Source organism: Ruegeria sp. HKCCA5426, assembly GCF_013034585.1.
GTDB lineage: Bacteria > Pseudomonadota > Alphaproteobacteria > Rhodobacterales > Rhodobacteraceae > Ruegeria.
The window spans coordinates 109,281-131,598 of record NZ_WQGH01000006.1 but is presented as its reverse complement, the minus strand read 5'-3'; the positions used below and the strand labels follow the sequence as shown (position 1 = coordinate 131,598).

The 22,318-nt window shown below is 58.3% G+C and carries 21 protein-coding genes; 17 read left to right on the top strand and 4 right to left on the bottom strand.

Translation table 11 applies throughout. The annotated features are described in order from the left end of the window. Nucleotides 1–92 precede the first annotated feature (92 nt). Nucleotides 93–962 (top strand): LysR family transcriptional regulator, encoded by an 870-nt coding sequence (locus tag GOV87_RS12150; RefSeq protein WP_171211949.1) that lies wholly within the window; start codon nt 93–95, stop codon nt 960–962. On the opposite strand, the gene GOV87_RS12145 is transcribed toward GOV87_RS12150, so the two are convergent. Then, nucleotides 959–1,684 carry a glutathione S-transferase family protein gene (locus GOV87_RS12145; RefSeq protein WP_171211948.1) on the bottom strand — a complete coding sequence of 242 codons (726 nt, stop codon included), beginning with the start codon at nt 1,682–1,684 and terminating at the stop codon, nt 959–961. The two genes, GOV87_RS12150 and GOV87_RS12145, sit on opposite strands and share 4 nt — an antisense overlap. A 470-nt stretch (nt 1,685–2,154) precedes the next feature. Here GOV87_RS12145 and GOV87_RS12140 point away from each other — a divergent pair, with 470 nt between their 5' ends. The 4 genes from GOV87_RS12140 to GOV87_RS12125 all read left to right on the top strand — a co-directional run bounded on the left by GOV87_RS12140 (nt 2,155) and on the right by GOV87_RS12125 (nt 6,833). Further along, nucleotides 2,155–3,105, top strand: a complete 951-nt coding sequence (locus GOV87_RS12140; RefSeq protein ID WP_171211947.1) for a glycine betaine ABC transporter substrate-binding protein — start codon at nt 2,155–2,157, stop codon at nt 3,103–3,105. A gap of 84 nt (nt 3,106–3,189) precedes the next feature. Next, nucleotides 3,190–4,227 carry a glycine betaine/L-proline ABC transporter ATP-binding protein gene (locus tag GOV87_RS12135; protein WP_171211946.1) on the top strand — a complete coding sequence of 346 codons (1,038 nt, stop codon included), beginning with the start codon at nt 3,190–3,192 and terminating at the stop codon, nt 4,225–4,227. Next, on the top strand, nt 4,220–5,809 hold the full coding sequence (locus GOV87_RS12130; RefSeq protein ID WP_171126152.1) for a proline/glycine betaine ABC transporter permease: 1,590 nt from the start codon (nt 4,220–4,222) through the stop codon (nt 5,807–5,809). Before GOV87_RS12135 ends, GOV87_RS12130 begins: the two co-directional genes overlap by 8 nt. Before the next feature lie 49 nt (nt 5,810–5,858). Then, nucleotides 5,859–6,833, top strand: a complete 975-nt coding sequence (locus GOV87_RS12125; protein WP_171211945.1) for an arginase family protein — start codon at nt 5,859–5,861, stop codon at nt 6,831–6,833. On the opposite strand, the gene GOV87_RS12120 is transcribed toward GOV87_RS12125, so the two are convergent. Together GOV87_RS12120 and GOV87_RS12115 are read right to left on the bottom strand one after the other, a co-directional pair. Next, complete coding sequence (locus GOV87_RS12120; RefSeq protein WP_171211944.1) at nt 6,830–7,798, bottom strand: agmatinase; 969 nt, start codon at nt 7,796–7,798, stop codon at nt 6,830–6,832. The two genes, GOV87_RS12125 and GOV87_RS12120, sit on opposite strands and share 4 nt — an antisense overlap. Nucleotides 7,799–7,858: 60 nt before the next feature. Beyond that, complete coding sequence (locus GOV87_RS12115; protein ID WP_171211943.1) at nt 7,859–9,376, bottom strand: trimethylamine methyltransferase family protein; 1,518 nt, start codon at nt 9,374–9,376, stop codon at nt 7,859–7,861. Nucleotides 9,377–9,559: 183 nt separating this feature from the next. Here GOV87_RS12115 and GOV87_RS12110 point away from each other — a divergent pair, with 183 nt between their 5' ends. Together GOV87_RS12110 and GOV87_RS12105 are read left to right on the top strand one after the other, a co-directional pair. Further along, nucleotides 9,560–11,995 (top strand): FAD-dependent oxidoreductase, encoded by a 2,436-nt coding sequence (locus GOV87_RS12110; protein ID WP_171211942.1) that lies wholly within the window; start codon nt 9,560–9,562, stop codon nt 11,993–11,995. A 90-nt stretch (nt 11,996–12,085) separates the two neighbouring features. After that, the gene (locus tag GOV87_RS12105; protein ID WP_171123460.1) at nt 12,086–13,057 is read left to right on the top strand and encodes a LysR family transcriptional regulator; all 972 of its coding nucleotides are present in this window, start codon (nt 12,086–12,088) and stop codon (nt 13,055–13,057) included. Here GOV87_RS12105 and GOV87_RS12100 read toward each other — a convergent pair. Further along, the gene (locus tag GOV87_RS12100; RefSeq protein WP_171211941.1) at nt 13,054–14,079 is read right to left on the bottom strand and encodes a LacI family DNA-binding transcriptional regulator; all 1,026 of its coding nucleotides are present in this window, start codon (nt 14,077–14,079) and stop codon (nt 13,054–13,056) included. The genes GOV87_RS12105 and GOV87_RS12100 overlap by 4 nt on opposite strands. 138 nt (nt 14,080–14,217) lie before the next feature. Here GOV87_RS12100 and GOV87_RS12095 point away from each other — a divergent pair, with 138 nt between their 5' ends. The 10 genes from GOV87_RS12095 to comE all read left to right on the top strand — a co-directional run bounded on the left by GOV87_RS12095 (nt 14,218) and on the right by comE (nt 22,088). Continuing rightward, nucleotides 14,218–14,403, top strand: a complete 186-nt coding sequence (locus tag GOV87_RS12095; protein ID WP_171126139.1) for a hypothetical protein — start codon at nt 14,218–14,220, stop codon at nt 14,401–14,403. A gap of 24 nt (nt 14,404–14,427) precedes the next feature. Next, a complete protein-coding gene (locus GOV87_RS12090) occupies nt 14,428–15,573 on the top strand; it encodes a TRAP transporter substrate-binding protein (protein ID WP_171123454.1) in 1,146 nt (381 codons plus the stop codon). An 86-nt stretch (nt 15,574–15,659) separates the two neighbouring features. Further along, nucleotides 15,660–16,172, top strand: a complete 513-nt coding sequence (locus GOV87_RS12085; RefSeq protein WP_171123452.1) for a TRAP transporter small permease — start codon at nt 15,660–15,662, stop codon at nt 16,170–16,172. Between the two features lie 11 nt (nt 16,173–16,183). Next, nucleotides 16,184–17,512 carry a TRAP transporter large permease gene (locus GOV87_RS12080; protein WP_171211940.1) on the top strand — a complete coding sequence of 443 codons (1,329 nt, stop codon included), beginning with the start codon at nt 16,184–16,186 and terminating at the stop codon, nt 17,510–17,512. 12 nt (nt 17,513–17,524) lie between these two features. Beyond that, nucleotides 17,525–18,832, top strand: coding sequence for a histidinol dehydrogenase (gene hisD, locus GOV87_RS12075; RefSeq protein WP_171211939.1), 1,308 nt, complete (start codon nt 17,525–17,527; stop codon nt 18,830–18,832). Then, entirely contained in the window at nt 18,825–19,586 is a 762-nt protein-coding gene (locus GOV87_RS12070) for an SDR family NAD(P)-dependent oxidoreductase (RefSeq protein ID WP_171211938.1), read from the top strand. The genes hisD and GOV87_RS12070 overlap by 8 nt, the downstream gene beginning before the upstream one ends. Beyond that, nucleotides 19,583–20,563, top strand: coding sequence for an alcohol dehydrogenase catalytic domain-containing protein (locus GOV87_RS12065; RefSeq protein WP_171211937.1), 981 nt, complete (start codon nt 19,583–19,585; stop codon nt 20,561–20,563). Before GOV87_RS12070 ends, GOV87_RS12065 begins: the two co-directional genes overlap by 4 nt. A 9-nt stretch (nt 20,564–20,572) precedes the next feature. Then, nucleotides 20,573–20,983: a universal stress protein gene (locus tag GOV87_RS12060; RefSeq protein ID WP_171126130.1), complete on the top strand. Its 411-nt coding sequence runs from the start codon at nt 20,573–20,575 to the stop codon at nt 20,981–20,983. A 47-nt stretch (nt 20,984–21,030) separates the two neighbouring features. Continuing rightward, the gene (gene comD, locus GOV87_RS12055) at nt 21,031–21,537 is read left to right on the top strand and encodes a sulfopyruvate decarboxylase subunit alpha (RefSeq protein ID WP_170698774.1); all 507 of its coding nucleotides are present in this window, start codon (nt 21,031–21,033) and stop codon (nt 21,535–21,537) included. After that, complete coding sequence (comE, locus tag GOV87_RS12050; RefSeq protein WP_171123440.1) at nt 21,534–22,088, top strand: sulfopyruvate decarboxylase subunit beta; 555 nt, start codon at nt 21,534–21,536, stop codon at nt 22,086–22,088. The genes comD and comE overlap by 4 nt, the downstream gene beginning before the upstream one ends. Nucleotides 22,089–22,318: the final 230 nt, after the last annotated feature.

The window sequence follows — 22,318 nt, the reverse complement described above, 5'->3', positions numbered from 1 at the left end:
CAGAGTCGTATTTTGGTCGCGCTTAGAGTGCGGGGGCCTTGAGGTATCAGTCAAATTCAAATAAATTGATTAAAGTTCAGAAAAACTGAAGTATGCCTATCAAGATTGAGACATTGCGGTGCTTTTGCACCGTGGCGCAAACCGGCAACCTGATGGAGGCCGCCGATCGGCTGGGCAGAACCCAGTCCGCCATTTCAATGACGCTGAAGCAGTTTGAAGATCACCTTGGTAAGAAGCTCTTCGAAGGTGAGCGCAAAAACCGCCTGTCCCCGCTGGGTAAGCAGGTGTTTGACTTGAGCCTGAAGCAACTGCGTCAGTTCGATCAGGCGGTTCTGGATATCGAAGCCGCTGTGAACGCTGAACACGGATTGTTGCGGATCGTATCCGTGCCATCGGTGGCGGCAATCGTATTTCCCAAAGTTTTGCAGCACATGACGCAGAATTTTCCGGGCGTGAAGGTCGAACTGCGGGATACGGATACCGCGCAAGTGCTGGACGCGTTGACCGAAGGAAAGGCTGATATAGGCATTGCTTCGGGGCACCATGCGTTGAACGGTGTGACGGCTCTGCCGCTGTTTGAAGACAGGTTTGGCCTTGTCTGTGCCGTGGACCACCCCTTGATGACACAAACTAGCCCGCTGGTGATTGACGATATTCTATCGGTGCCGTTCATTCGGAATGCGCTGTGTGACTTGATCCAGTCGCCGCGTCTTCATGAGGCGATCGGACAGGCCGACATCACCATTCACAACACACATTCCTTGATCACTATGGTCCGGACAGGGAATTGGGTGACGGTTCTGCCGCAGACCGTCGCCGATTACATTCCTGAAGCAACGGCGTTCCGTCCGATCAAAGACCTGCCGGAACAACGGCAGGTCTATTTGTATGTAAGCGAACGGTCTCGCTTTCCTGATCTGACCAATGCGACAATCGAATTTATTCTGTCGCACGGCACCTAGTCCGAGCCTGACTTTACATCTCCGGCAAAACGCGCTGCGTTTTCTTTTGCAAAGGCCGATGCGTCCGCCGCCGCGTCCCAGAACTGAGGATTTGCCTTGGGTTTTGTCAGCGCCTTTTGAACAGCGGGGCGTGCGTCCATGCGTTCGAACCAGGCATTCAGATACGGCAAGCCATCGACCTCGACCCGGGCCCAGACATAGGCGCGCGCCCACGGGTAAAGCATCATATCAGCGATTGTGTACTCATCCGCGGCGATCCAGTCGCGCCCTTCCAGCCGGGTGTTCATGACTTCAAGCAACCTGCGGCTTTCGTCGACATAGCGGCGGATCGAAAACGGCTCTTCGTGGCCGTTCGGGGCCGCGATATGCTGGAAATACATGGCCTGACCCATCATCGGACCAATATGGCCCACCTGAAAGAAGACCCATTGCATAACCTCGGACCGTTTGACCGGATCGGTTGGCAGGAACTTTCCGTACTTTTCGGCTAAATGCCACAAGATTGCGCCGCTTTCAAAGATCGCACGCCCCTCTGACCGATCAAAGATCGTAGGGATCTTGCCGTTGGGATTCAGCGCCAGATAGTCCGGGGCCTTTTGTTCCTGTTTTGAGAAGTTGATATGCGTCAGGTCGTAGGGAACGCCCGCTTCTTCCAAGAAGATGACGGGCTTGTATCCGTTCATCGTTCCAGCGGTGTAAAGATGAATATCAGGCTGCGACATCGTCTACCTCTGCGAATAACTGGGCCAAATGGGCTTCAAACCTTAACTAATCTGTCTCGATCTTCGGGATTTTCAACGTGTTTGCCACCCACTTGGTCGGGCTGGCACTCAGTTTCCAGTGGCGAATTCATTCGGTTGTGAGCTATTTGAATATTGAGTTTGCGCGTGCTTTTTTCGATGGCCTGTATCGGCGCAGCGAAGCTTTGCCCGAGGCTTACACAGAATCCGAAGCTGTCAAATCGCAATAAACCGAAACAAATATATGATAATTTCGCATACGCTGTTTTGGTTTACGTAACGCTTGATGGGCGGCGCGCATGCGTGCTTGAATTTTCCTACCATTCCGGCACCTCAAGCCGTTGGTCAAAAAAACCGGAAAGCTACTGCTTTTTGATACTGTTTGCAAAGTGCGACACCGACCCAGATCGGACAAAAAACAGCACCGTGAACGCCCAACATGGAGAAACCTGATGAAAAAACTAGCCACGCTATTGGGAAGCGCAACAGTTGTCGCAACCGGTCCTGCCATTGCTGCGGACATCGTGATCGGTGTGCCGAACTGGGCATCGGTGAATGCCACCGCACATATCCTAGAAGTCGTTATCGAGGAAAACCTAGGCCTTGATGTGGAATTGCAGAACGGAACCAACCCAATTGTATTTGAGGCTATGGACAGCGGGTCGATGCACGTGCACCCCGAGGTCTGGATGCCGAACCAGCAAAACCTGCATGACACATACGTCAAGGATAACGGCACAGTCGTTATGAACGAAAACCCTGTGCAAGCCGAACAGGGTATGTGTGTTCCGACCTATATCGCCGAACAGCACGACATCAAATCTATTGATGATCTGAGCGACCCCGACAAGATAGCGATTTTTGACACGGACGGTAACGGCACGCCAGAAGTTTGGATCGGCGCGCCGGGCTGGGCCTCGACCGTGGTTGAGAAAATTCGGGCCAAGTCTTACGGTTATGACCAGGTTTTCGACCTGACCGAGTATGAAGAGACAATTGCCTATGCCAACCTCGCCAACGCGACCAAGGCAGGCGATCCGTGGATCGGGTTCTGCTATAGCCCCCACTACATCTTTGTGACGCAGGACCTGACAGTTCTGGAAGAGCCCGCGCATGATCCGGCCACATGGACCATCGTTCAGCCGACCGATGATCCGGATTGGCTGGCCAAGTCTGAGGCATCTTCGGCATGGAATGGCGCGACACTCCATCTGCATTACGCCAAGGAGCTGGAGGAAAGCTATCCCGAAGTGGCGGCCCTGTTCCGCAACTACCAGATGGAGGGCGACGACCTAAGCGCGATGGGTAAGGCGCTGGCTGTCGACAATGTCGAAGCGGCTGACTTCGCCCGGCAGTGGGTGGCGGATAACGAAGACACAGTCATCGGTTGGCTCACCAACTAACATCCAAAATCGGGGGGCCGTCGCGACAGTTCGCGGCGGCCCTTTTCTTATATGCCGGGGCAAAGCCCTGCACATGAGGGGCAAATGGACGAACCTGTCGTAAAACTGGAAAATGTCTGGAAGATCTTTGGCGCACGGGCAGAAGAGGCCATGGCCGCCGTGCGCAGCGAAGGCATTGGAAAACCTGAAGTTCTGGAGCGTTTCAACTGCGTTGTCGGCGTGCAGGGCGCAACCTTCGAAGTGCCGCGCGGCGAGATTTTCTGTATCATGGGCCTGTCGGGGTCTGGCAAGTCGACGCTGGTGCGTCACGTCAATCGCCTGATTGAGCCGACCGCAGGTAAGATCGAAATTTTGGGGCGGGATGTCTCAAAGATATCCGAGTCTGAATTGCGCCGCATCCGGGCGCAGCAGATCGGGATGGTCTTTCAGCACATGGCGCTGATGCCGCACCGTTCGGTGCGCGACAACGTGGCGTATCCTCTGGAAATCCGCAAAGTGCCGAAATCCAAGCGATGGGCGGTGTCTGACCATGCTCTCAGCCTCGTCAACCTGACCGGTTACGAAGATCGCCTGCCCAAAGAGCTTTCTGGCGGGATGCAGCAGCGCGTCGGTATTGCCCGCGCATTGGCCTCGGACCCGGAAATCCTGTTGATGGACGAGCCGTTCTCGGCGCTTGACCCATTGATCCGGTTACAGTTGCAGGATCAGTTCAAGGCGCTGGTGGCCCAGCTCAAGAAGACGACCTTGTTCATCACGCACGACTTGGACGAGGCGATCCGGATCGGACATCGCATCGCAATCATGAAAGACGGTGTGATCGTTCAGATCGGCACTCCCGAAGATATCGTCATGAACCCTGCAGACGATTACGTGCGCGAATTTGTGCAGGGCATCTCGAAACTCAAACTCGTCAAAGCGCACTCGATCATGGAGCCGATGGGCAGCTATTCCGGGTCACTCGACGGCGCGCCGCGCGCGGATGAGGGCGCGGATCTGGACCAGTTGATCGACCTAGCGGTGAATACCGAGATGCCAGTGGTCATAACGGATGCAGGTAATGACGTGGGGATCGTGACCAAGCCGCGCCTGCTGCGTGGTATTCAAGGGGGCAAAAATGACTGACGCAACCACCGAGCTGAAAGTTACAGCCGCCTCTGATATCGAAGTCGACCGCGAGGCGCTGGACCGTTCGATCAAGGAATTCGTCGGACCGAATGGCGACTATTACGTCAATGCGTTTCACAAGATCCATGATGCAACAAGCCCTGTACCCAATACCTTCAACTTGTGGGCCGCCGTGCTGGGGCCATTCTGGTCGGCCTCGCGCGCGATCTGGGGGATGTTCTGGACCTTCCTGATCCTTGAGATCATCGCGTGGGTTCAGATTGGCCGGGGTGCCTGGGGCAATCCTGGCGCTGATTTTGCGGAACGGGCCGCGCGCCAACAGGAACGGGCGGCCGAGTTGATGGCACGTGCAGCGGATGCCACTGAAAAGGCCGATATCGACCGCTTTACCAAGCTGGCCGAGAACATCCAAAAAGCAGCGGACACCAGCCTAGAAAGGGCGGCTGCCGCGCAATCCGAAGCGGCAGGGATTCTGATCACGGGCCTGTTGATGTTGCTGGTTTTCAAACTGGTGCAGGGTTTCTACGCAGATCGGGTCTACGAAAAGCAATATTCGAAATGGCGGATTGATCCGGGCAGCACGGAAAGCGGACAGTCCAGAAGGAACACCGTGCTGGGCGCGGTTCTCATCGCCGCGATCGGCCCGTTGATCGTGTACAAATTCACGGTCAACGCATCGCTGCCCTTGCTGGATGCATTCCCGGAACAAGAGGTTTCCGCGATCTTTCTTGGCGAAGGCAACGGAACACTGTTTTCTGCCCTCGCCAGTTGGATGGAAGCCAAGATTGATGCTGCTGCAGCGGCGGGTGGAGACGTCTTTGACGGGATCGTGGCTGGCGTCCGCTCGGTTTTGGATGCGTTGACGATTGCGTTGATCGGGTCGCCTTGGCCCGTTGTCATGCTGGTCATTTGTGTCACCGCATGGCGTGCAGCAGGCCCTCGGGTTGCGATCTTCACCGCAGCGTCGCTGGCCTATATCGCGCTTCTTGGGTACTGGGACGTCGCGATGGAGACAGTGGCCTTGGTCGGCGCTGCCGTGATCTTGTGCGTGATCTTCGGCATCCCGCTGGGCATCTGGTTCGGGAAGTCGCAGCGCGCCTACCGTGCGGCAGAACCGGTGCTGGACTTGATGCAGACGCTGCCCGCCTTCGTCTACCTGATCCCGATCATCGCCTTCTTTGGCACCGGCAATCCGCCGGGCATTCTGGCCACGATCATCTTTGGCATGCCGCCGGTGATCCGCCTAACGGCTTTGGGGATGCGCGGCGTGCCGGAAAGCATCAAAGAGGCTGCGGTCGCCTTTGGTGCCTCGAAATGGCAGTTGCTGAAGGATGTCGAAATTCCATTGGCGCTGCCTTCGATCATGACTGGGGTGAACCAGACCATTCTGATGTGCCTGTCGATGGTGGTGATCATCTCGCTGATCGGCGGTGGCGGTCTGGGCAAGGAAATCCTTGAGGCGCTGCAATACGCGGCCAAGGGTCCGGGCCTGCTGGGCGGCTTCGCCATCCTGTTCTGCGCCATGGTCATCGACCGGATCGTGCAGGGGGCTTTCCGGCGAGAAGACGAGAAAATCTGAACATATGCGCCCCCGCCTGCCGGGGGCGTTTTTCTTGAAGGGGATGCAGATGACCGACCGCTATGAACAGTCGATGATGGATAACCTGTATTGGTGGGGCGTGCCGACCCTGTTCCGCTGTCCCAATACCGGCCCCGAGGGGCAGGATATCGCCTTGGTCGGCGTGCCCCATTCCACCGGCAACGGCACGACCGAGCGGGATCAGCACCTTGGCCCCCGCGCGCTGCGCCATGTCTCGGCCGTGCAGCGGCGCGTGCATTCGGTGTTTGAGATCGACCCGTGGGCCAGCGCCAAGATTGCCGATGTAGGCGACGTGCCCTTTCCGCGCGCTAATGACAACGAGGACTGTATCGAACGCATCACGGGTTTTTACAAGGACATCGACGCAGCGGGGGCGCGGCCTGTGTCGGTGGGCGGAGATCACTCGATCACCGGCGGCATAGTGCAGGCTTTGGGGCGTGGCCAACTGGCCGGGGGCGAGCCGATCAGCTTTCTGCATCTGGATGCGCATACGGATGTGTTCACCAAGGTCGATCACTTTCTGGGGGCCAAGAAATCCGCCGCCCATTGGGGCGCCTATCTGGCCGATCTGGGGCAAGTTGATCCAACGCGGTCCATGCAGATCGGCCTGCGGGGTCATCCGCGCAGTCTGGACTGGCTGCAACCGTCCTATGACTATGGCTACAACATCGTCACCATGCGCGAGTTCCGCCAGCGCGGGCTGAAGGACGTGGTGGCGCAGACGCGTGAAATGTTGGGCGATCGCCCAGTCTATATCACCTTTGATCTGGATTGCCTCGACCCCACTGTCGCGCCCGCGGTGTCTAATCTGGAGCCCGGCGAGAAGGGGTTCGACATTGACGAGGCTGTGGGGATTTTGCGTGCCGCGCGCGGGCTGAACATCGTGGGCGGAGACGTGGTCTGCATGATGCCCACCAAGGACAGCCCGAACAATATCACCGCCCTGACCGCAGCGGCGGTGATGTTCGAGATGATCTCGATGATCGCCGAAAACGTCAGTTAGCGGCGGGCGTCCACGGCTTGCGCCAGAACGCAGAGCAGTTCGAACATCAATGATATTCCCAGCCACGCGGTGCCGCCCGAAGCGTCGAAGGGTGGAGAAACTTCAACCAAATCGGCCCCTACGAGGTTGATCCCAGACATTTCCCGAATAACCTGCTGGGCCTGAAAGCTGTTTGGGCCGCCGATCTCGGGCGTTCCGGTGCCGGGGGCAAAGGTGGGGTCGACGAAGTCGATGTCATAGGTGCAATAGGTCGGCGCATCACCCACAATACCGCGCACTTCGGCCATGACATCGCCGATGCCGCGGTCGAACAGTTCTTCGATTCGGATGATACGGATGCCCTGGGCCTCGCCCCACTCGATATCCTCGGTGTTATAGGCGGTGCCGCGAATGCCCACCTGAACAAAGCGTTTGGGATCGACTAAGCCCTCTTCGACGGCCCGGCGGAACGGGGTGCCATGGGTGAACTTATGCCCGCCAAAATAGCTGTCAAAAAGGTCAGTATGGCTGTCGAACTGGATCAACCCCAGCGGGCCGGATTTGGCCAGCGCGCGCAGAACGGGCAGGGTGGTTAGGTGATCCCCTCCGGCGGTCAGGGGGATGATGCCGCGAGCGGTTAGGTCGGTGTAGAACGATGCCACGCGGTCCAGCGTATCTTCGATATCTACCGGGTTCGGGGCCACGTCGCCCAGATCGGCGCAGTTCATCATCGCAAAGGGCGCAACCCCGGTCACGGGGTTCATCGCGCGGATCATGGTCGAGTAATCCCGCAACTGGCGCGGCCCGTGGCGCGCACCGGGGCGGTTTGTGGTGCCGCCGTCCCATGGAATGCCGACCAGCCCGATATCAACCTCGGCGATCCGCGCGTGATCCAGCGTCATGCCGGGCAGGCGCATGAAGGTGGGTACGCCCGCAAAGCGCGCCAGTTCCATGGCTGAGACGGGCTGAAAGAAGGGGTCGGTCATCGGGGCCTCATTCGTCGCAAGTCCCGCCGACCCTAGCCGCCGGGTGTCAGTTGGGGAAGATCAATCAAGGATACGGAACCGGGCGCGGATGTTCGCATCTTGTTCAGGCGTCAAATATTGGGGATTGTGTGTGTCGAGGATTTCTTTCGCGCGGGCGCGGGCGGTGGTCCATGCGTCGCTTGCGCCTTCATCCGCCCAAGTGCGCGGCTCGGTCCGGTCGGCGAGTTCGGGGTAGTAATAATCGCGCTCCATCGCGTCATAGGTGTGAGTGCTGCCCAGAAAGTGCCCGTCGCCCAGAACCGACTGGCAGATTGCCTCGAACCCAAGGTTTTCCTCGGTCACTTCGATTCCGCGCAGGGCGCGATAGGTGTGGGCATGCATTTCATTGTCCAGCATGAAGCCCTCGAAACTGGCCCCCAGCAGCGATGCGGTCATGCCCGAGCTTTCATAGATCAGGTTCCCGCCCGCCAGCGCCGCCGCCAAAGAGGTGATGCCTTTCTCCGCCCCGTATTGCGCATCAATCGCCTTGGCATCGGTCATCGAGGCCGCCACACCTGACGGCAGCCCCAACCAATTGGAAATCTGCGCCGAGGCCGCGTTCAGAATCGCCGTCTCGCCACTGCCGCCCGCAAAAGACCCGGTGCGCAGGTCCACGATGAAGGGCCAGTTGGAAAACACCATCGGAAAGCCCGGTTTGATCGTGTTGACCATGACAAGGCTGGCCAGTGTTTCGGCCAGCGATTGCGCCAGAAACCCGGCCAGCGTGGCCGGGGCCGTCGCACCGGCTTGTGCCGCAGTGATGCAGGACATGGGGATGTTATGGGTGACGCATTTATAGACCACGTCCACCGCATCCTCGCCATAGCGCAGGGGCGAGATGACCGGGCTGATATGCGCCTTCAGGAACGGGCGCGCGGCGAACGCGCCGGGGCCTCCGGCGACGATATCCAGCATCTTGACGATGGGCGCGACATGTTCAGCCAGCGTAAAGGACGTGGCAATTGGTTTGGTGGTGTTGCGGATCAGCGCATAAACGGTGTTGACGTCCAGATCGAAATTGTCGGGCACGTCGGTCGCCACGCAGCACCGGGTGAACCAGCTGACATTGGGCAGCGTGTCCTGTAGCCGGGTGAAATCATGCAGATCGGTCAGGGTTGAGGGGCGATATAGCCCCGTGTCGATATCCAGCGTCTGAACCGCCGCGCCGCCGGTGCCGAAATACACCCGGTCTCCGCCCACCTCGATCGAACGCGAGGGATCGCGGCCGTGAAAGGTGAATTGTTTGGGGGCGGATTGAATGGCCTGTTCGACCATGGCGCGCGGGAACAGCAATCGGTCGTCAGGTCCGGGTCTCGCCCCTGCTGCGCGCAGGTCGCGGGCCAGCCGATCAGGTACCTCTCCCATCCCGAGGGTTTCCAGCAGGCGCAGGGCGGAATCGTAAATCTGCGTGATCTCAAGGTCGGTCAGCGGCTTAAAGGCGCCACCGATCTGACCGGGCGGGCAGGGATCAATCACAGGGGCCGCCGCGCGCTTCGCGTGCCGGGCGCGTCTACCGCTTCGTTTGCTGCCCGTGCTCATCCGGTTCCTTTCTTGCCCTGTTACCTGAACCCTAAGCGCGGGTTCACGCGCTTGGCAAAGGCCAAGTGCAATTTGCAGAATCCGCAATCGCGGTTTCGATTTTTCAATACAAGCACTGGGCGGCTTGTCGCGGGCGCGCATTGTTCCGCAAGACTTGTGGGCAGCAAAGCAGGAGCCACGTCCATGAAATCACGCACCAAAGTCGTTGTCATCGGAGGCGGGATTGCAGGCTGTTCGACCCTTTATCATCTGACGCAGGAGGGGTGGAGCGATGTGGTTCTGGTCGAGCGGAACGAGCTGACCTCGGGCACCACATGGCATTCGGCGGCGCAGGTGACGAACTTTGGAATGAACCAGACGATGGTCGGGCTGAAATCGCACTCGATCCGGCTGTATAAGGAACTGGCCGAAGACCCGGATTATCCGATCAATTATCACCATGGCGACGGCGGCATCCGGCTGGCCAATACAGAAGCGCAGATGCAGGGTTATCGCCATTTCACATCAATGGCGCGTGGGATGGACGTGCAGTTCGAGGTGATTGATGCCAAGGAATGTGCGCGCCGTCACCCTCTGATCTCGCCCGAGAACCTGATTGGTGGGCTGTGGGATCCGATGGATGGGGATATCGACCCCGCCCAGCTGTGTCAGGCGCTAGCGCGGCGGGCGCGCAAGGCCGGGGCCGAGGTGTATCGCAACACGCCGGTTATCGGGCTGAAACAGCACGCCGATGACACATGGACCGTGCAGACCGAACAGGGCGATATCGACTGCGATATCGTCGTAAACGCGGGTGGCTATCGCGTGAACGAGGTGGGCGCGATGATGGGGGTACATCATCCCGTCGCCTCGATGGAGCATCAGTATTTCCTGACCGAAGAGATTCCGGCCATTCGCGATGCCAGCCACAGGATGCCTCTGCTGCGATGCCCGATCAGCGATTACTACTGTCGGCAGGAAAAGAACGGGTTGTTGCTGGGGTTCTACGAACAGGATTGCAAGACATGGGGCCTGGACGGGATCGACCCCAACTTCGTCAATGCGCTGTGCCCTGACGATCTGAACCGCGTGACGGATGTGCTGGAGGGCGCTTTTGCCCGGATGCCCGCGCTGATGGAGGTGGGCGTGCATACGGTGGTCAACGGCCCGATCACCTATACGATCGACGGTGCGCCTTTGGTCGGGCCGATCCCGGGCAAGCGCAATGCGTTCTGTATCATCGGCCTGCGCGCCGGTCTGGGCGAGGGCGGCGGCCACGGCTGGCTATTGGCGCAACAGATCGTGCATGGCGAGGCGTGTTACGACACGTGGTGCCTTGATCCCCGCCGGTTTACGGGTCACGCGAATGTCGAACTGACGGCGCTAAAAGCCATCGAGGATTACCAAAACGAGTTCCGCTTTCACTTTCCGCATGAACACCGCCCCGCCGGGCGACCCGCCAAGACGACCCCTCTGACCCCGGTTCTGGCGGCTGAGGGGGCCGAGTTCACCGTGGTCAACGGGTGGGAGAGGGTGGATTACATCAAGCCATCGCCCGATTTCGCGCCCAGCCACAGTTTCGATTTTGACGAAACCTTCGATCTGGTGGCCGCCGAGGTTGCCAATGTCCAGACCAATGTAGGGCTGGCCGAGGTGAACGGTTTCAATCGAATCGAGATCACGGGTGCAGATCGTCACGCGTTTCTGGATCGGGTGTTCTGCGGCGCGGTTACCCGCCGCGACGGGCGTGTGGGGTTGGGTTACCTGCTGAACCACAACGGTATGATCAAAGCCGAGGCGACGGTGGCCAATCTGCCCGCCAGTGACCGGGGCCTTGAACGTATCTGGTACGGATCGGCAGCGGCCAGCGAATTTCACGACATGGACTGGCTGACCAGCCATTTGCGGGCTGACGAAGACGTCCACCTGCGCAGCCTGACCAACGATCAGACCATCCTGATCCTTGCTGGCCCCAAGGCGCGCGATGTCCTGTCCGCCTGCGCCCGCGGCGACTGGTCGGCCCAGGCGTTCCCATGGCTCAGCGTTCGCGAGTGTTTTGTCGGGATCGCCCCCGCCACCGTTATGGGTGTTAGTTTCTCGGGCGAACTGGCCTATGAAATTCATGTGCCCAACGCATCGCTCTATGCTGCGTACTTGGCTTTACGTCAGGCCGGTGAACCCATGGGCATGAAGTTGTTTGGCGCACGCGCTGTGGACTCGATGCGTATGGAGAAAAGCTTCCTGCATTGGAAATCCGACTTAATTACAGAGTTTGATCCTTTTGAAACCGGCTTGGATCGGTTCGTGAAGCTGGACAAAGGCAACTTTACTGGGCGCAAGGCATTGGAGGCGCGGCAAACGGACGGACCTCGCAAAAAGCTGGTTGTCTTGCAGGTGCACACATCGCAAGGCCCCGCGCATCCCGGAGGGTCGCTCATGCAGGGGGATAGGGTGGTTGGTACGGTCACGTCTGGCGAATGGGGGCATCGAGTCGGCCTTAACCTGGCGCATGGATTTGTTGAGCCGGAACTGGCCGAAATCGGCAGCGAAATGGTGTTGGACCGTTGTGGCGAGCATGTGGCGGTCACCGTCGTCCCGGCCTCGCCCTACGACCCAAATCTTGAACGGGCTCGGTCTTAGGTTAGGGCCGAATAAACAACATCACCATTGCCGAACGGACATTTCTCTGCTTGGCTTGTTTCGAGGTAATCGAAACAATGGACGGTTGCTGTGTCTAAATCTCTAAGCCTCCGCTGGCTGGAAGTGTTTCAACTGATCGCCAAGTCAGGGTCGATCCAACAGGTCGCGTCGGAAACGGGCTTGTCCATCAGTACTGTCTCAAACCACCTGCGCAGTCTTGAACGTGCGCTTGGCATCGAACTGGTAGACCATGGTCGCCGCCCAATGGGGCTGACCCCGGCCGGAGAGGTTTTCGCGCGTTATGTCCGAGATGGCCTGACGGTATTGAAACGGGGTGAGGCTGAAATCCGAACCGGAAACTGGCGCCACGCGACCGATCTGAGGCTGGCCCTGATCGACGATTTCGACAACCAGATCGCGCCTGATCTGTTCCGGTTTCTGGCTCAGGCGTTGCCGCGCTGTAACTTTCGACACTACACCCGCCCCAGCCATGAGATCATCGCCAAACTTCAAGAGCATAAGCTGGACGCTGGGGTCGCCACGCGGCCATCAGAACGCACAGAGGGGTTGATCGAATACCCGCTGATGCGCGACCCATTTATCGTCATTTTACCTAGTAGCATTGAAGTTCAGCCCGAAGAACTGTTTGAGCCGGATGCAAACCTTCCGCTGTTGAGATATTCGCGGGATTATATGATCGGTAAACAGATCGAAATTCAGTTGACCCGTAGCAAGTACAATTTGCCGAACCGGTTCGAACTGGAATGCAATCAGTCGATCATTGGGCTGGTTGCCGAGGGCGCGGGATGGGCGATTACCACTGCCGCGTGTTTCCACCGCGCTCAGCGATTTCATGACAGCGTCAAAGCAATGCCTTTTCCGGGCCGGAACTTTGTGCGGACCGTGTCTTTGTTTACCACCGAGGTCTATCCCGAAACGACATCGGCTTTGATCCAGAAGGCGATGGAAAAGCTGATACGCCAGCACTTTACCGAACCTATGTGCAAAAAACATATCTGGCTCAAAAATGAATTCAGGACGATGGAGGCCGAGGCAGCTTAAGTTTTGCCCGGCGGCTCAAGCGATTGACCTTCGATGATACTGGTGTCGAGCTGTTCGCCCTGATCCGTGACCTGTTTTTCGACCATCTCGACCAGTTGCAGGGCGGCCTTGCGCCCCATCTCGCGATGTGGAACGTGTACAGTTGTCAGGGCCGGGCTAACAATTCGGGCCAATTCGATGTCGTCAAATCCGGTGATTGAAACATCCTTGGGAACGCGCAGCCCGATTTCTTGAGCCCGCCGCAGCGCGCCAACGGCTAAGACGTCGTTACCGCAAAGGATGGCTGTCGGGCGCGAAGCTTGGCCTATCAACTGGGAAAACGCCTGGGCCCCGCATTCAATTTCGTAAGGCGTTTCGATGATTGTCAGATCCGAAACGTCTAATCCGTTCTGCCGCGTGGCGTCTTTTACGCCTTCGATCCGCAGGCGCGCGCGATCGTTGCCTGCGCTGACGCCGGAAATCACGCCAAGACGCGTGTGGCCCATGGCAATGACACGGTTTGCCAATGCGCACATCGCCGCGCGGTTGTCGAACCCGATCGAGGGGACCGGCGCATCTGGCGCAAAAGACCACGCGACCAGGGTAGGGATATTTCGACGGTCCAGAAACTCATAAATCTTTGGGTCGCGGTCATGGCCAATCAGCAAAAGCCCATCCGCGCCCCGCGCCGCGAGCGTCCTGATTTGTTCTTCCTCGATGTCTGGCTTGTAGGCCGAGCTTGAAACCAAAAGGGTATATCCGTGCTGGTGCAACTCTTCCTGAAAGGCTTGCAGCCCGCGCGCGAATATTGCGTTCTCCATTGTCGGGATGATCGCACCAATGGTGAATGTACGTTTGGCGGCCATCACCTGTGCAGCAAAATTCGGTGTATAGCCCAAGGCATCAACAGCCGATTGAACGCGTTCCCGCGTCGCCTTGACGACACGGTCGGGGCTGTTGAGGCAGCGCGAGACAGTCGCCGTCGAAACGCCCGCCATCTTGGCCACATCGTCCAGCGTTGGTGCCGCCCCCAATTTCGACATTATCAAACCCGCAATTCACTTTTGCCAATAAGTCTAATCTCAACGGGCCCCCAAGGAAAGCAGATATGTAAGCGCTTGCATTTTTGATGTAAGCGCTTACAAATGACTTTGGGCCGAATCCGAAGGGAGTCCGGAAAAGTGTTTCTGACCGCATCCATCATCGTGTTTGTCATCTACTTCGCGAACGTGGCTTTGGGTGCTTTTGCAGGCAGTGCCTTTCTTGGGGACGTGGGTGAGATGTTGGTCCTGTTCGCGGCGTCGATCCTGTTCGTTGTCGCAATTCTGAAAAAGGAGGCTGACCGCGACGCAGAAAGCGACGGCTGACTTTTTTGCTTGGGAGGGCAATCAATGAACAACGAAAAAACTGAACTGGCGTCGGCCGAGCGCCGCAATTTCCTGAAGCTCAGCGCCACGGGGGCGTTCACGGCGGCGCTGGTTGCCGGGGCGGGGGGCGTGCTGTGGTCATCCGAGGCCGCAGCGCAAACCGCCAAAGAAGAGAGCGAACGCGAAAAGGCAGCGGATCATGTGATGACCATCGCTACAGCCTATGTGCTGGGTGCATCACGCAGTTATCCGATCATGCAGTTGGACCTTAAGGAAAACATTCAGAACGCCACCAACGGTAAGGTCTATGTCAAGCTGGCCCCCGGTGGACAGTTGGGTGCAGGCGGATCTTTGGTGCAAAAGGTTCAGGGCGGCACTATTCAGGCCGCGCAACACTCGTTGTCGAATTTCGCGCCGTTTGCGTCGACCGTTGACCTGATCAACATGCCGTATCTGTGCGGATCGAACCAGAAATTCACCAATCTCGTGAATTCGGACACGTGGAAAAACGAAGTCCATCCCAAGGTCGAAGCTGCCGGATTCAAGGCGTTGTTCTACGTCGTGATCGACCCCCGCGTTGTTGCCGTGCGGCAGGGCGGGAATGCCATTATCACTCCGGGTGACATGAGCGGCATTAAGTTTCGCGTGCCGGGTTCCAAGATGTTGCAGCAGTATTATCGCATGGTCGGCGCAAACCCGACGCCCGTCGCTTGGGGTGAGACCCCCTCGGCCATCAAGCAGGGCGTCGCGGATGCGCTTGATCCATCTGTGGGCGCGCTGTTCGTCTTTGGTTTCAAGGACATCCTCAGCCACGTGACCTTTACGCAGGCCGTGCCGGACAGTCAGGTCTATTCCTGCAATCTGGAGTGGTTCAATTCGATGCCGGCGGACGTACAGGAAGGCATCATGTGGGCGTCCGAAATGACGAGCCACCAGAACCTTGCCAAAGTGCCCTCGGCCCGCGCCTATGCAATGGCTGAACTGAACAAGGCGGGTGTCGAGTTCCACTCGCTCAGCTCTGACCAACTGGCCGAGTGGGAAAGCGTCGGTGGATATCAGAACGCCGATTGGGATCCGTTCAAGACGGAACTGGCCGGATCGATGGATGCGTTCGAGAAATTGGTCGAGGCCGCAGGGACCCAAGGCAAGTATTTCGTCCACGACGCCTGATCGACCGTCACAACCTCATGCAGTCAGGCCGGTAAACGCCCGGACCAGAAGGCGCGCGTCTGACTGCCTGCACGCCGAGGGAACAGATGACCTTACTTCAAAACATAGACCGCAACGCCGAACGCTGGCTGCTGCTGGTGTTCTACGTGATGCTGGTCATCACCATGGCCATCGAGGTCCTGCGGCGCGAAATTTTCGCGTATTCGTCGATCTGGGGTGAAGAGATCGTTCGCTATTCCTTTATCTACCTCGCGTGGATTGGCGCTGCGGCGGCGGTCAAGGAACGCGCTCATATCCGCATCGACGTGATCATGCATTATCTCGGGCCGCGTCCCAAGGCGCTGCTGTATATCTTTGGCGATCTGGTGATGTTTGGCGTGGCCGTCATCGCGCTTTATTGGTCGTACGAGGCTGTGCATGTTTCGGCCAAGTTCGGCTCGGTCACGGATGGGCTGCGCGTGTCAAAGGTCTGGTTCCTGATGGCCGTGCCCACCGGTTTTGCGCTGATGATCTGGCGGCTGATCCAGTCGCTGATGCGCGATCTGAAATGCCTGAGGGACGGCAAGCCCGTCTTCGAAGGCGACAAGCTGTTTGACTGAGGGGACACGCGATGCTTTGGGGTTCCCTTAATCAAACCGTTGAACTGGGATGGGACTTTTACCTGCCGGTGATCCTGTTCGTTGGCCTGATTGCACTGGCCGTACCCGTCTGGGCGGCCATCGGTACGGCGGCCATCGTGATGCTAATTATGTCGGGCGATCTGCCGCTCAGCCTTGTGGGTGAAAGTCTGTTCACCGGCATCGACGCCTTTGCCCTAACCGCCGTGCCGCTGTTCATCCTGACGGGCGACGTGCTGGTCCGAACGGGGCTGTCGCGCAAATTCCTGGATGTGGCCGAGGCGCTGACTTGTTTTGCCAAGGGCGGGTTTGGCTCGGCTACCGTTCTGGTCTGCGGCATGTTCGCCGCCATCTCGGGCTCGGACGCGGCGGGTGCTGCTGCGGTGGGCCGAATGACGATCAACCGACTGGTCGAAAGCGGCTATCCCCGCCCCTATGCCTGTGCGCTGGTGGCTGCCGGGGCCTGTACCGGCATCCTGATCCCGCCATCGATCGCTTATATCATCATTGGTCTGGTGCTGGGGATTTCCGCATCGACCCTGTTTCTGGCGGCGTTGATCCCCGGACTGGCCATTTTGGTCTCGATCCTTGTGACCAATATCATCATGAACCGCATCTACGCCTATGAGGGCGGCGGCATGATGACCATGGGCGAGTGGCTGGCCAATCTGGGCAAGGCGCTGAAATCCGGCTGGTACGCGTTCATCGTGCCGGGGATAATCTTCTACGGCATCTTCTCGGGCCGCCTGACCCCGACCGAGGCGGGCGCGACCGCCGTGGTTGTCACCATTATCATGGGCTTCATCCTGCGCACCCTGACGCTGGCCGACTTTCCGTCAATGTTGGTCAGTTCGGCCAAGGTAAACGGGGTGATCCTGCCGATCATCGCCTTTTCTGCGCCCCTGGCCGAGGCTTTGGCGATCATGGGTGTGCCGCAGGGCTTTGTGACCGCCGTGACCTCGTTGACTGACGATCCATATCTGCTGATCCTGTTGATGATCGGCATCCTGATCGCGGCCGGATGTGTGATGGAAACGACGCCGAATATCGTGATCCTTGCACCGATCCTGAAACCGCTGGCGGATAACATCGGCATGAATGAGATCCAGTTCTGCATCATGATGATCACTGCGCTGGGCGTCGGGTTCATTACGCCCCCATTAGGGCTGAACCTGTTCGTGGTCTCGGGGATTACCGGCGAGTCGATCCTCAAGATTGCAGCCCGTGCCGTTCCTTTTGTTGTGACAATGCTGATCGTGGTTATTCTGATCGCCTATGTTCCGGCTGTGTCGACCACGCTGCTTCCTGAAATCTACCAATAGGGTTTTCCAACCATGCCGCGCGAGTATTTGAAAAAAGCGACGCTAACCCCGCTGTCTCATGCAACCGAGGTGCATGAGACGGTGAAGACAATCCTTGCCGATATCGAAACGGGTGGCGACGCCAAGGCCATGGAATACGCGGCGAAGTTCGACAAGTTCGAGGGCAACGTGCTGATGACTCAGGCCGAGATTGACGCGGCCATCGCGCGGGTGCCCGAAAAGCTGAAGGCCGATATCCGGTTTGCCCATGACAACGTGCGTCGCTTTGCCGAAACGCAAAAAGCAACCGTTTCCGACGTTGAGATGGAGATCGTGCCCGGTTTTGTCGCAGGGCAAAAGGCGATCCCGGTGGATGCGGCGGGTTGTTATGTGCCCGGCGGACGGTATAGCCACATCGCCAGCGCGATCATGACGGTGACGACGGCCAAAGTGGCGGGTTGTCGCCATATCACCGCGTGTTCTCCTCCAAAACCCGGAGAAGGGGTTGCCCCGGCCATTGTCTATGCCGCACATATCTGCGGGGCCGATAGCATTCTGGCCATGGGTGGGGTGCAGGGCGTGGCTGCGATGACCTATGGCCTGTTCGGACTGCCGCGCGCGAATATCCTTGTGGGCCCCGGCAATCAGTTCGTGGCCGAGGCCAAGCGTATCCTCTATGGCAAGGTCGGCATCGACATGATCGCAGGACCGACCGACAGCTTGATCCTTGCGGATAAATCCGCCGACGCGCATGTGGTGGCAACCGATTTGGTCAGTCAGGCCGAACATGGGTATAACTCACCCGTCTGGCTGGTGACGGATGATCGGGCTTTGGCGCAAAAAGTGATGGAGCTGGTTCCCACCTTGATCGCAGACCTGCCCGAATTGAACCGCGAAAACGCCTCTGCCGCGTGGCGGGATTATGCCGAAGTGATTGTCTGCTCGGATCGCGAGGAAATGGCCGCCTGTTCCGACGCCTACGCGCCCGAACATCTGACCGTTCAGGCCGAGGATCTGGATTGGTGGCTGGATCGGCTGACCTGCTATGGCTCCTTGTTTTTGGGTGAAGAAACCACGGTTTCCTATGGCGATAAGGCAACGGGGACGAACCATGTTCTGCCGACGTCGGGCGCGGCTAGCTATACTGGGGGGTTGAGCGTCCACAAATACATGAAGATCGTCACGTGGCAGCGCGCAACACGGGAAGGGTCCAAGCCTATTGCCGTCGCAACCGCCCGCATTTCTCGGCTGGAAGGGATGGAAGGCCATGCACGTGCCGCAGACGTGCGTTTGGCCAAGTATTTCCCCGACGAACAATTTGACCTGACCGCAGATGGATGACCCGCGCGCGCTTTTTGACCTGAGAGGCAAAGTTGCCTGTGTAACCGGTGCAAGCTCGGGCCTTGGGCGGCAGGTGGCCAAGGTTCTGGCGGCTGCGGGGGCGCAGGTCGTGGGCGTTGCGCGCCGATCCGAGGCTTTGGTCGGGCTGATCGAAGAGATCGGCGAAAGTGCCGATGCGGTCGTCGCCGACATCTCAGACAGATCGCGTGTAAATGCACTGACGCGGGAAGTCTCGGCCAAGTTTGGTGCGCCGGATATCCTCGTCCACGCGGCCGGGTTGAACACCCGTGAGACAGCCGATGACGTGACCCCCGAGGGGTGGGATCAGACATTGGCTGTGAATCTCAGCGCACCATTTTTTATAAGCCAGTCGATGGTTCCTGAGATGAAAAAAAAGGGGTGGGGCCGTATCGTGAATTTCGCCTCGCTACAGACTACGCGCGCCTTTCCGGGTGGTGTTGCCTATGGTGCCACGAAGGCGGGGATAGGCCAATTGACCCGTGCAATGGCCGAGGCATGGTCGCCCTTCGGCATCACGGCCAATGCAATAGGGCCGGGGTTCTTCCCAACCGAACTGACGCGCGCCGTTTTTGATGATCCTGAGTGCGCGGAACGTAATGCGGCCCAGACCTGTATTCGCCGCAATGGCGAAATGGCGGACATCAACGGCCCGATCTTGTTTTTGTGCTCGCGCGCGTCGGACTATGTCACCGGGCAGGTGCTGATGGTTGATGGGGGGTTCACCGCAAAATGAAGGCTTTGGTCTATGAAGGTGTCGAACACGTGGCCTATCGGGATGTCCCGGATGCCAAGCCCAATCCGGGCGAGCACCTCATCCGGATCCAAGCGGTCGGGATCTGCGGGTCGGACATGCACGCCTATCTGGGCCATGATGCGCGTCGACCGGCACCGTTGATCCTTGGACATGAGGCGGCTGGCGTTATTGTAGGCGGCCCTCGTGACGGCGCGCGGGTTACCATTAACCCGCTGGTTTCCTGTGGACGTTGTAGTGCTTGTTCTGCTGGGCGCGAAAACCTGTGCCCGGACCGTCAGATCATCTCAATGCCGCCCCGTGAAGGTGCTTTTGCACAGTTTGTTGCCATGCCAGAACGAAATTTGATCGAGGTGCCGCAGCATGTCAGCCTTTCACAGGCTGCTTTGGCGGAACCGCTGGCCGTGGGGTGGCATGCGGCGCGCCTTGGGCTTGAGGCGTTGCATTCATCCATGGAGCGTCGCGCGCTGGTGTTGGGCGGCGGCGCCATCGGGGTTGCCGCTGCGCTGGCCCTGTCCGCAATGGGGGTAGAAAACGTTCAGATTGTTGAGCCAAACACATTGCGACGCGCATACTTGCAAAATGCGATCCCTTTTGAGCTAGTCGCTGAAACCACCGATACGTTTCCGCTGATCATTGATGCGGTCGGGTTTGCCGCGACCCGCGCGACGGCCTCCGCTCTGGCACAGCCGGGCGGGGTGATCGCTCATGCGGGTTTGGGTGAGGATAGCGGCGGGCTGGATGTGCGCCGTATGACCTTGCAGGAAATCACGTTTTTCGGCACCTATACATATACGGCTGAGGATTTCCGAGAAACCGCACAGGCCATTTTTGATGGCCGTCTGGGTGCGCTTGATTGGGTCGAGGCACGCGCGTTGTCTGACGGCGCGCGCGCATTCCAGGATCTGCGGAGGGGTGCGGTTTCCGCGCCCAAGATCATCCTCGCGCCATGGGAGTAGGAGGCTTTTATGTACAAGAAAATTCTCGTGCCGATGGCGCTGGATCATGGGTTGTCACAGCACACATTGCAGGTTGCACGTGCCTTGTCCGCCGAAGATACCGAGATCATAGCCCTGCATGTCTATGAAATGCCGCAAGGGTCGGTCAGCGCATATCTGGATAAGGACGTAGTCGCCGAAGGGTTCCGCGCTGCGCGCAACCTTCTGCGCGAAAAAGTGTCGGATATTGAAGGGATCAAGTGCGATATCATCAAGGGCCACACCGCACGGACCATTATCGACTATGCCAGTGACAACGACGTTGAATGCATCGTCATAGGGTCGCACAAGCCTGGCCTCAGCGACTATTTTCTGGGGTCGACCGCCTCGCGCGTCGTCCGTCATGCGGCCTGTGCCGTGCATGTGCACCGCAGGCCGTAACCCGTCAATCGCGCTTTTGCGCCCCAATCAGGACTGACAAACTGGACATGAACATAGACAAAAAGATCACGGATGATCTGATGGCCAACGATATCTCGTTCGTCACCACCGTCCCGTGCAAGCAACTGGCGGGCGTCATCGCCGAGATTGATGAGCGTGATGGCATCTACCACATCCCTTCCAACAAAGAGGATGAGGGGATGGGCCTGTGTGCAGGTGCATGGATGGGCGGAAAGCGCCCGGCCATCATCATGCAGAACACGGCAATTGGTGTAACGATCAACACGCTTGCGACGTTGATTCAGTACTACCGGATGCCGCTGCCCATGCTGATTTCGTATCGCGGAGAACTGCGTGAACCCATCGCCTGTCAGGTTGAAATGGCGGTGCACACCAAGGCCCTGCTTGCCCAGTTGAACATCCCGACCTACCACTTTCACCATCAAGCGGATGTCGAGGAATTGGACGCAATCCTGAAATACACTTTCATGTGCAACAAACCGGTCGCCATTCTGACCGATGCCAACTTTTGGGGAGGCTACGGCGACCAATGATCCGTTCAGAAATCCTTAAAGAAATCGCTCCGATCTTGCGGGATCAACTGGTGGTCTGCAACATTGGTATCCCCAGTCAGGAGCTTCACGCAATCGACGATCAGCCGACCAATTTCTATATGTTGGGCACGATGGGTCTGGCCTCTTCCATCGGTTTGGGTTTGGCGCTTGCCCAACCTAAGCCGGTTATCGTCATCGACGGCGATGGGTCTGTTTTGACCAATCTTGGCACTTTGCCCACTATCGCCAATAACGTGGCTGACAATTACATCCTGCTGATTGTCGACAACGGGTCATATGGGTCGACGGGCGATCAACCCACCTATGCCGGGCAAAAAACCTCGCTTGCCAAAATGGCCGAGGCGGCGGGCTGCGATCGGGTGATCGAATGTCAGGCCGAGGATACAGGCCGCGTGCTGCAGGAGGCGCTGGACGCCAAGAAAATGACGATCATCGTCAGTAAGTGCGAAAGCGGTAACGCGAAAATGCCACCGATTACGATGGACCCCGTCGTGATCCGAGACCGGTTCATGAAAGCCGTGCAATCCTGATGCTGTCAAATTAGTCGAGCCGTCGCTTGCGTTCCGCAGGCGACGGTTTTATTGGCCAGTTTCGTCAGTTGCAACGCAACTGCGACGCCAAGAGCCGTTGGCAAGTTGGACTGGTTGTGTAAACCAAGTCCCAAAAAAGGCGCGACGTTCGGCCCTGCCTCAGGTTTGAAGCCTAATTTGATTCAAACTGGGAGTAGCGGCTGATGAATTCGTGCAGGCAAAACGTGACG

Bases quoted from the DNA above. Each gene is read 5' to 3' on its own strand.
- GOV87_RS12145 (WP_171211948.1), bottom strand. From the start codon at position 1,684: ATGTCGCAGCCTGATATTCATCTTTACACCGCTGGAACGATGAACGGA.
- GOV87_RS12110 (WP_171211942.1), top strand. From the start codon at position 9,560: ATGAAATCACGCACCAAAGTCGTTGTCATCGGAGGCGGGATTGCAGGC.
- GOV87_RS12150 (WP_171211949.1), top strand. From the start codon at position 93: ATGCCTATCAAGATTGAGACATTGCGGTGCTTTTGCACCGTGGCGCAA.
- GOV87_RS12065 (WP_171211937.1), top strand. From the start codon at position 19,583: ATGAAGGCTTTGGTCTATGAAGGTGTCGAACACGTGGCCTATCGGGAT.
- GOV87_RS12130 (WP_171126152.1), top strand. From the start codon at position 4,220: ATGACTGACGCAACCACCGAGCTGAAAGTTACAGCCGCCTCTGATATC.
- GOV87_RS12100 (WP_171211941.1), bottom strand. From the start codon at position 14,079: ATGTCGAAATTGGGGGCGGCACCAACGCTGGACGATGTGGCCAAGATG.
- GOV87_RS12140 (WP_171211947.1), top strand. From the start codon at position 2,155: ATGAAAAAACTAGCCACGCTATTGGGAAGCGCAACAGTTGTCGCAACC.
- comE (WP_171123440.1), top strand. From the start codon at position 21,534: ATGATCCGTTCAGAAATCCTTAAAGAAATCGCTCCGATCTTGCGGGAT.
- GOV87_RS12120 (WP_171211944.1), bottom strand. From the start codon at position 7,798: ATGACCGACCCCTTCTTTCAGCCCGTCTCAGCCATGGAACTGGCGCGC.
- comD (WP_170698774.1), top strand. From the start codon at position 21,031: ATGAACATAGACAAAAAGATCACGGATGATCTGATGGCCAACGATATC.
- GOV87_RS12070 (WP_171211938.1), top strand. From the start codon at position 18,825: ATGGATGACCCGCGCGCGCTTTTTGACCTGAGAGGCAAAGTTGCCTGT.
- GOV87_RS12080 (WP_171211940.1), top strand. From the start codon at position 16,184: ATGCTTTGGGGTTCCCTTAATCAAACCGTTGAACTGGGATGGGACTTT.
- GOV87_RS12125 (WP_171211945.1), top strand. From the start codon at position 5,859: ATGACCGACCGCTATGAACAGTCGATGATGGATAACCTGTATTGGTGG.
- GOV87_RS12135 (WP_171211946.1), top strand. From the start codon at position 3,190: ATGGACGAACCTGTCGTAAAACTGGAAAATGTCTGGAAGATCTTTGGC.
- GOV87_RS12060 (WP_171126130.1), top strand. From the start codon at position 20,573: ATGTACAAGAAAATTCTCGTGCCGATGGCGCTGGATCATGGGTTGTCA.
- hisD (WP_171211939.1), top strand. From the start codon at position 17,525: ATGCCGCGCGAGTATTTGAAAAAAGCGACGCTAACCCCGCTGTCTCAT.
- GOV87_RS12115 (WP_171211943.1), bottom strand. From the start codon at position 9,376: ATGAGCACGGGCAGCAAACGAAGCGGTAGACGCGCCCGGCACGCGAAG.
- GOV87_RS12090 (WP_171123454.1), top strand. From the start codon at position 14,428: ATGAACAACGAAAAAACTGAACTGGCGTCGGCCGAGCGCCGCAATTTC.
- GOV87_RS12085 (WP_171123452.1), top strand. From the start codon at position 15,660: ATGACCTTACTTCAAAACATAGACCGCAACGCCGAACGCTGGCTGCTG.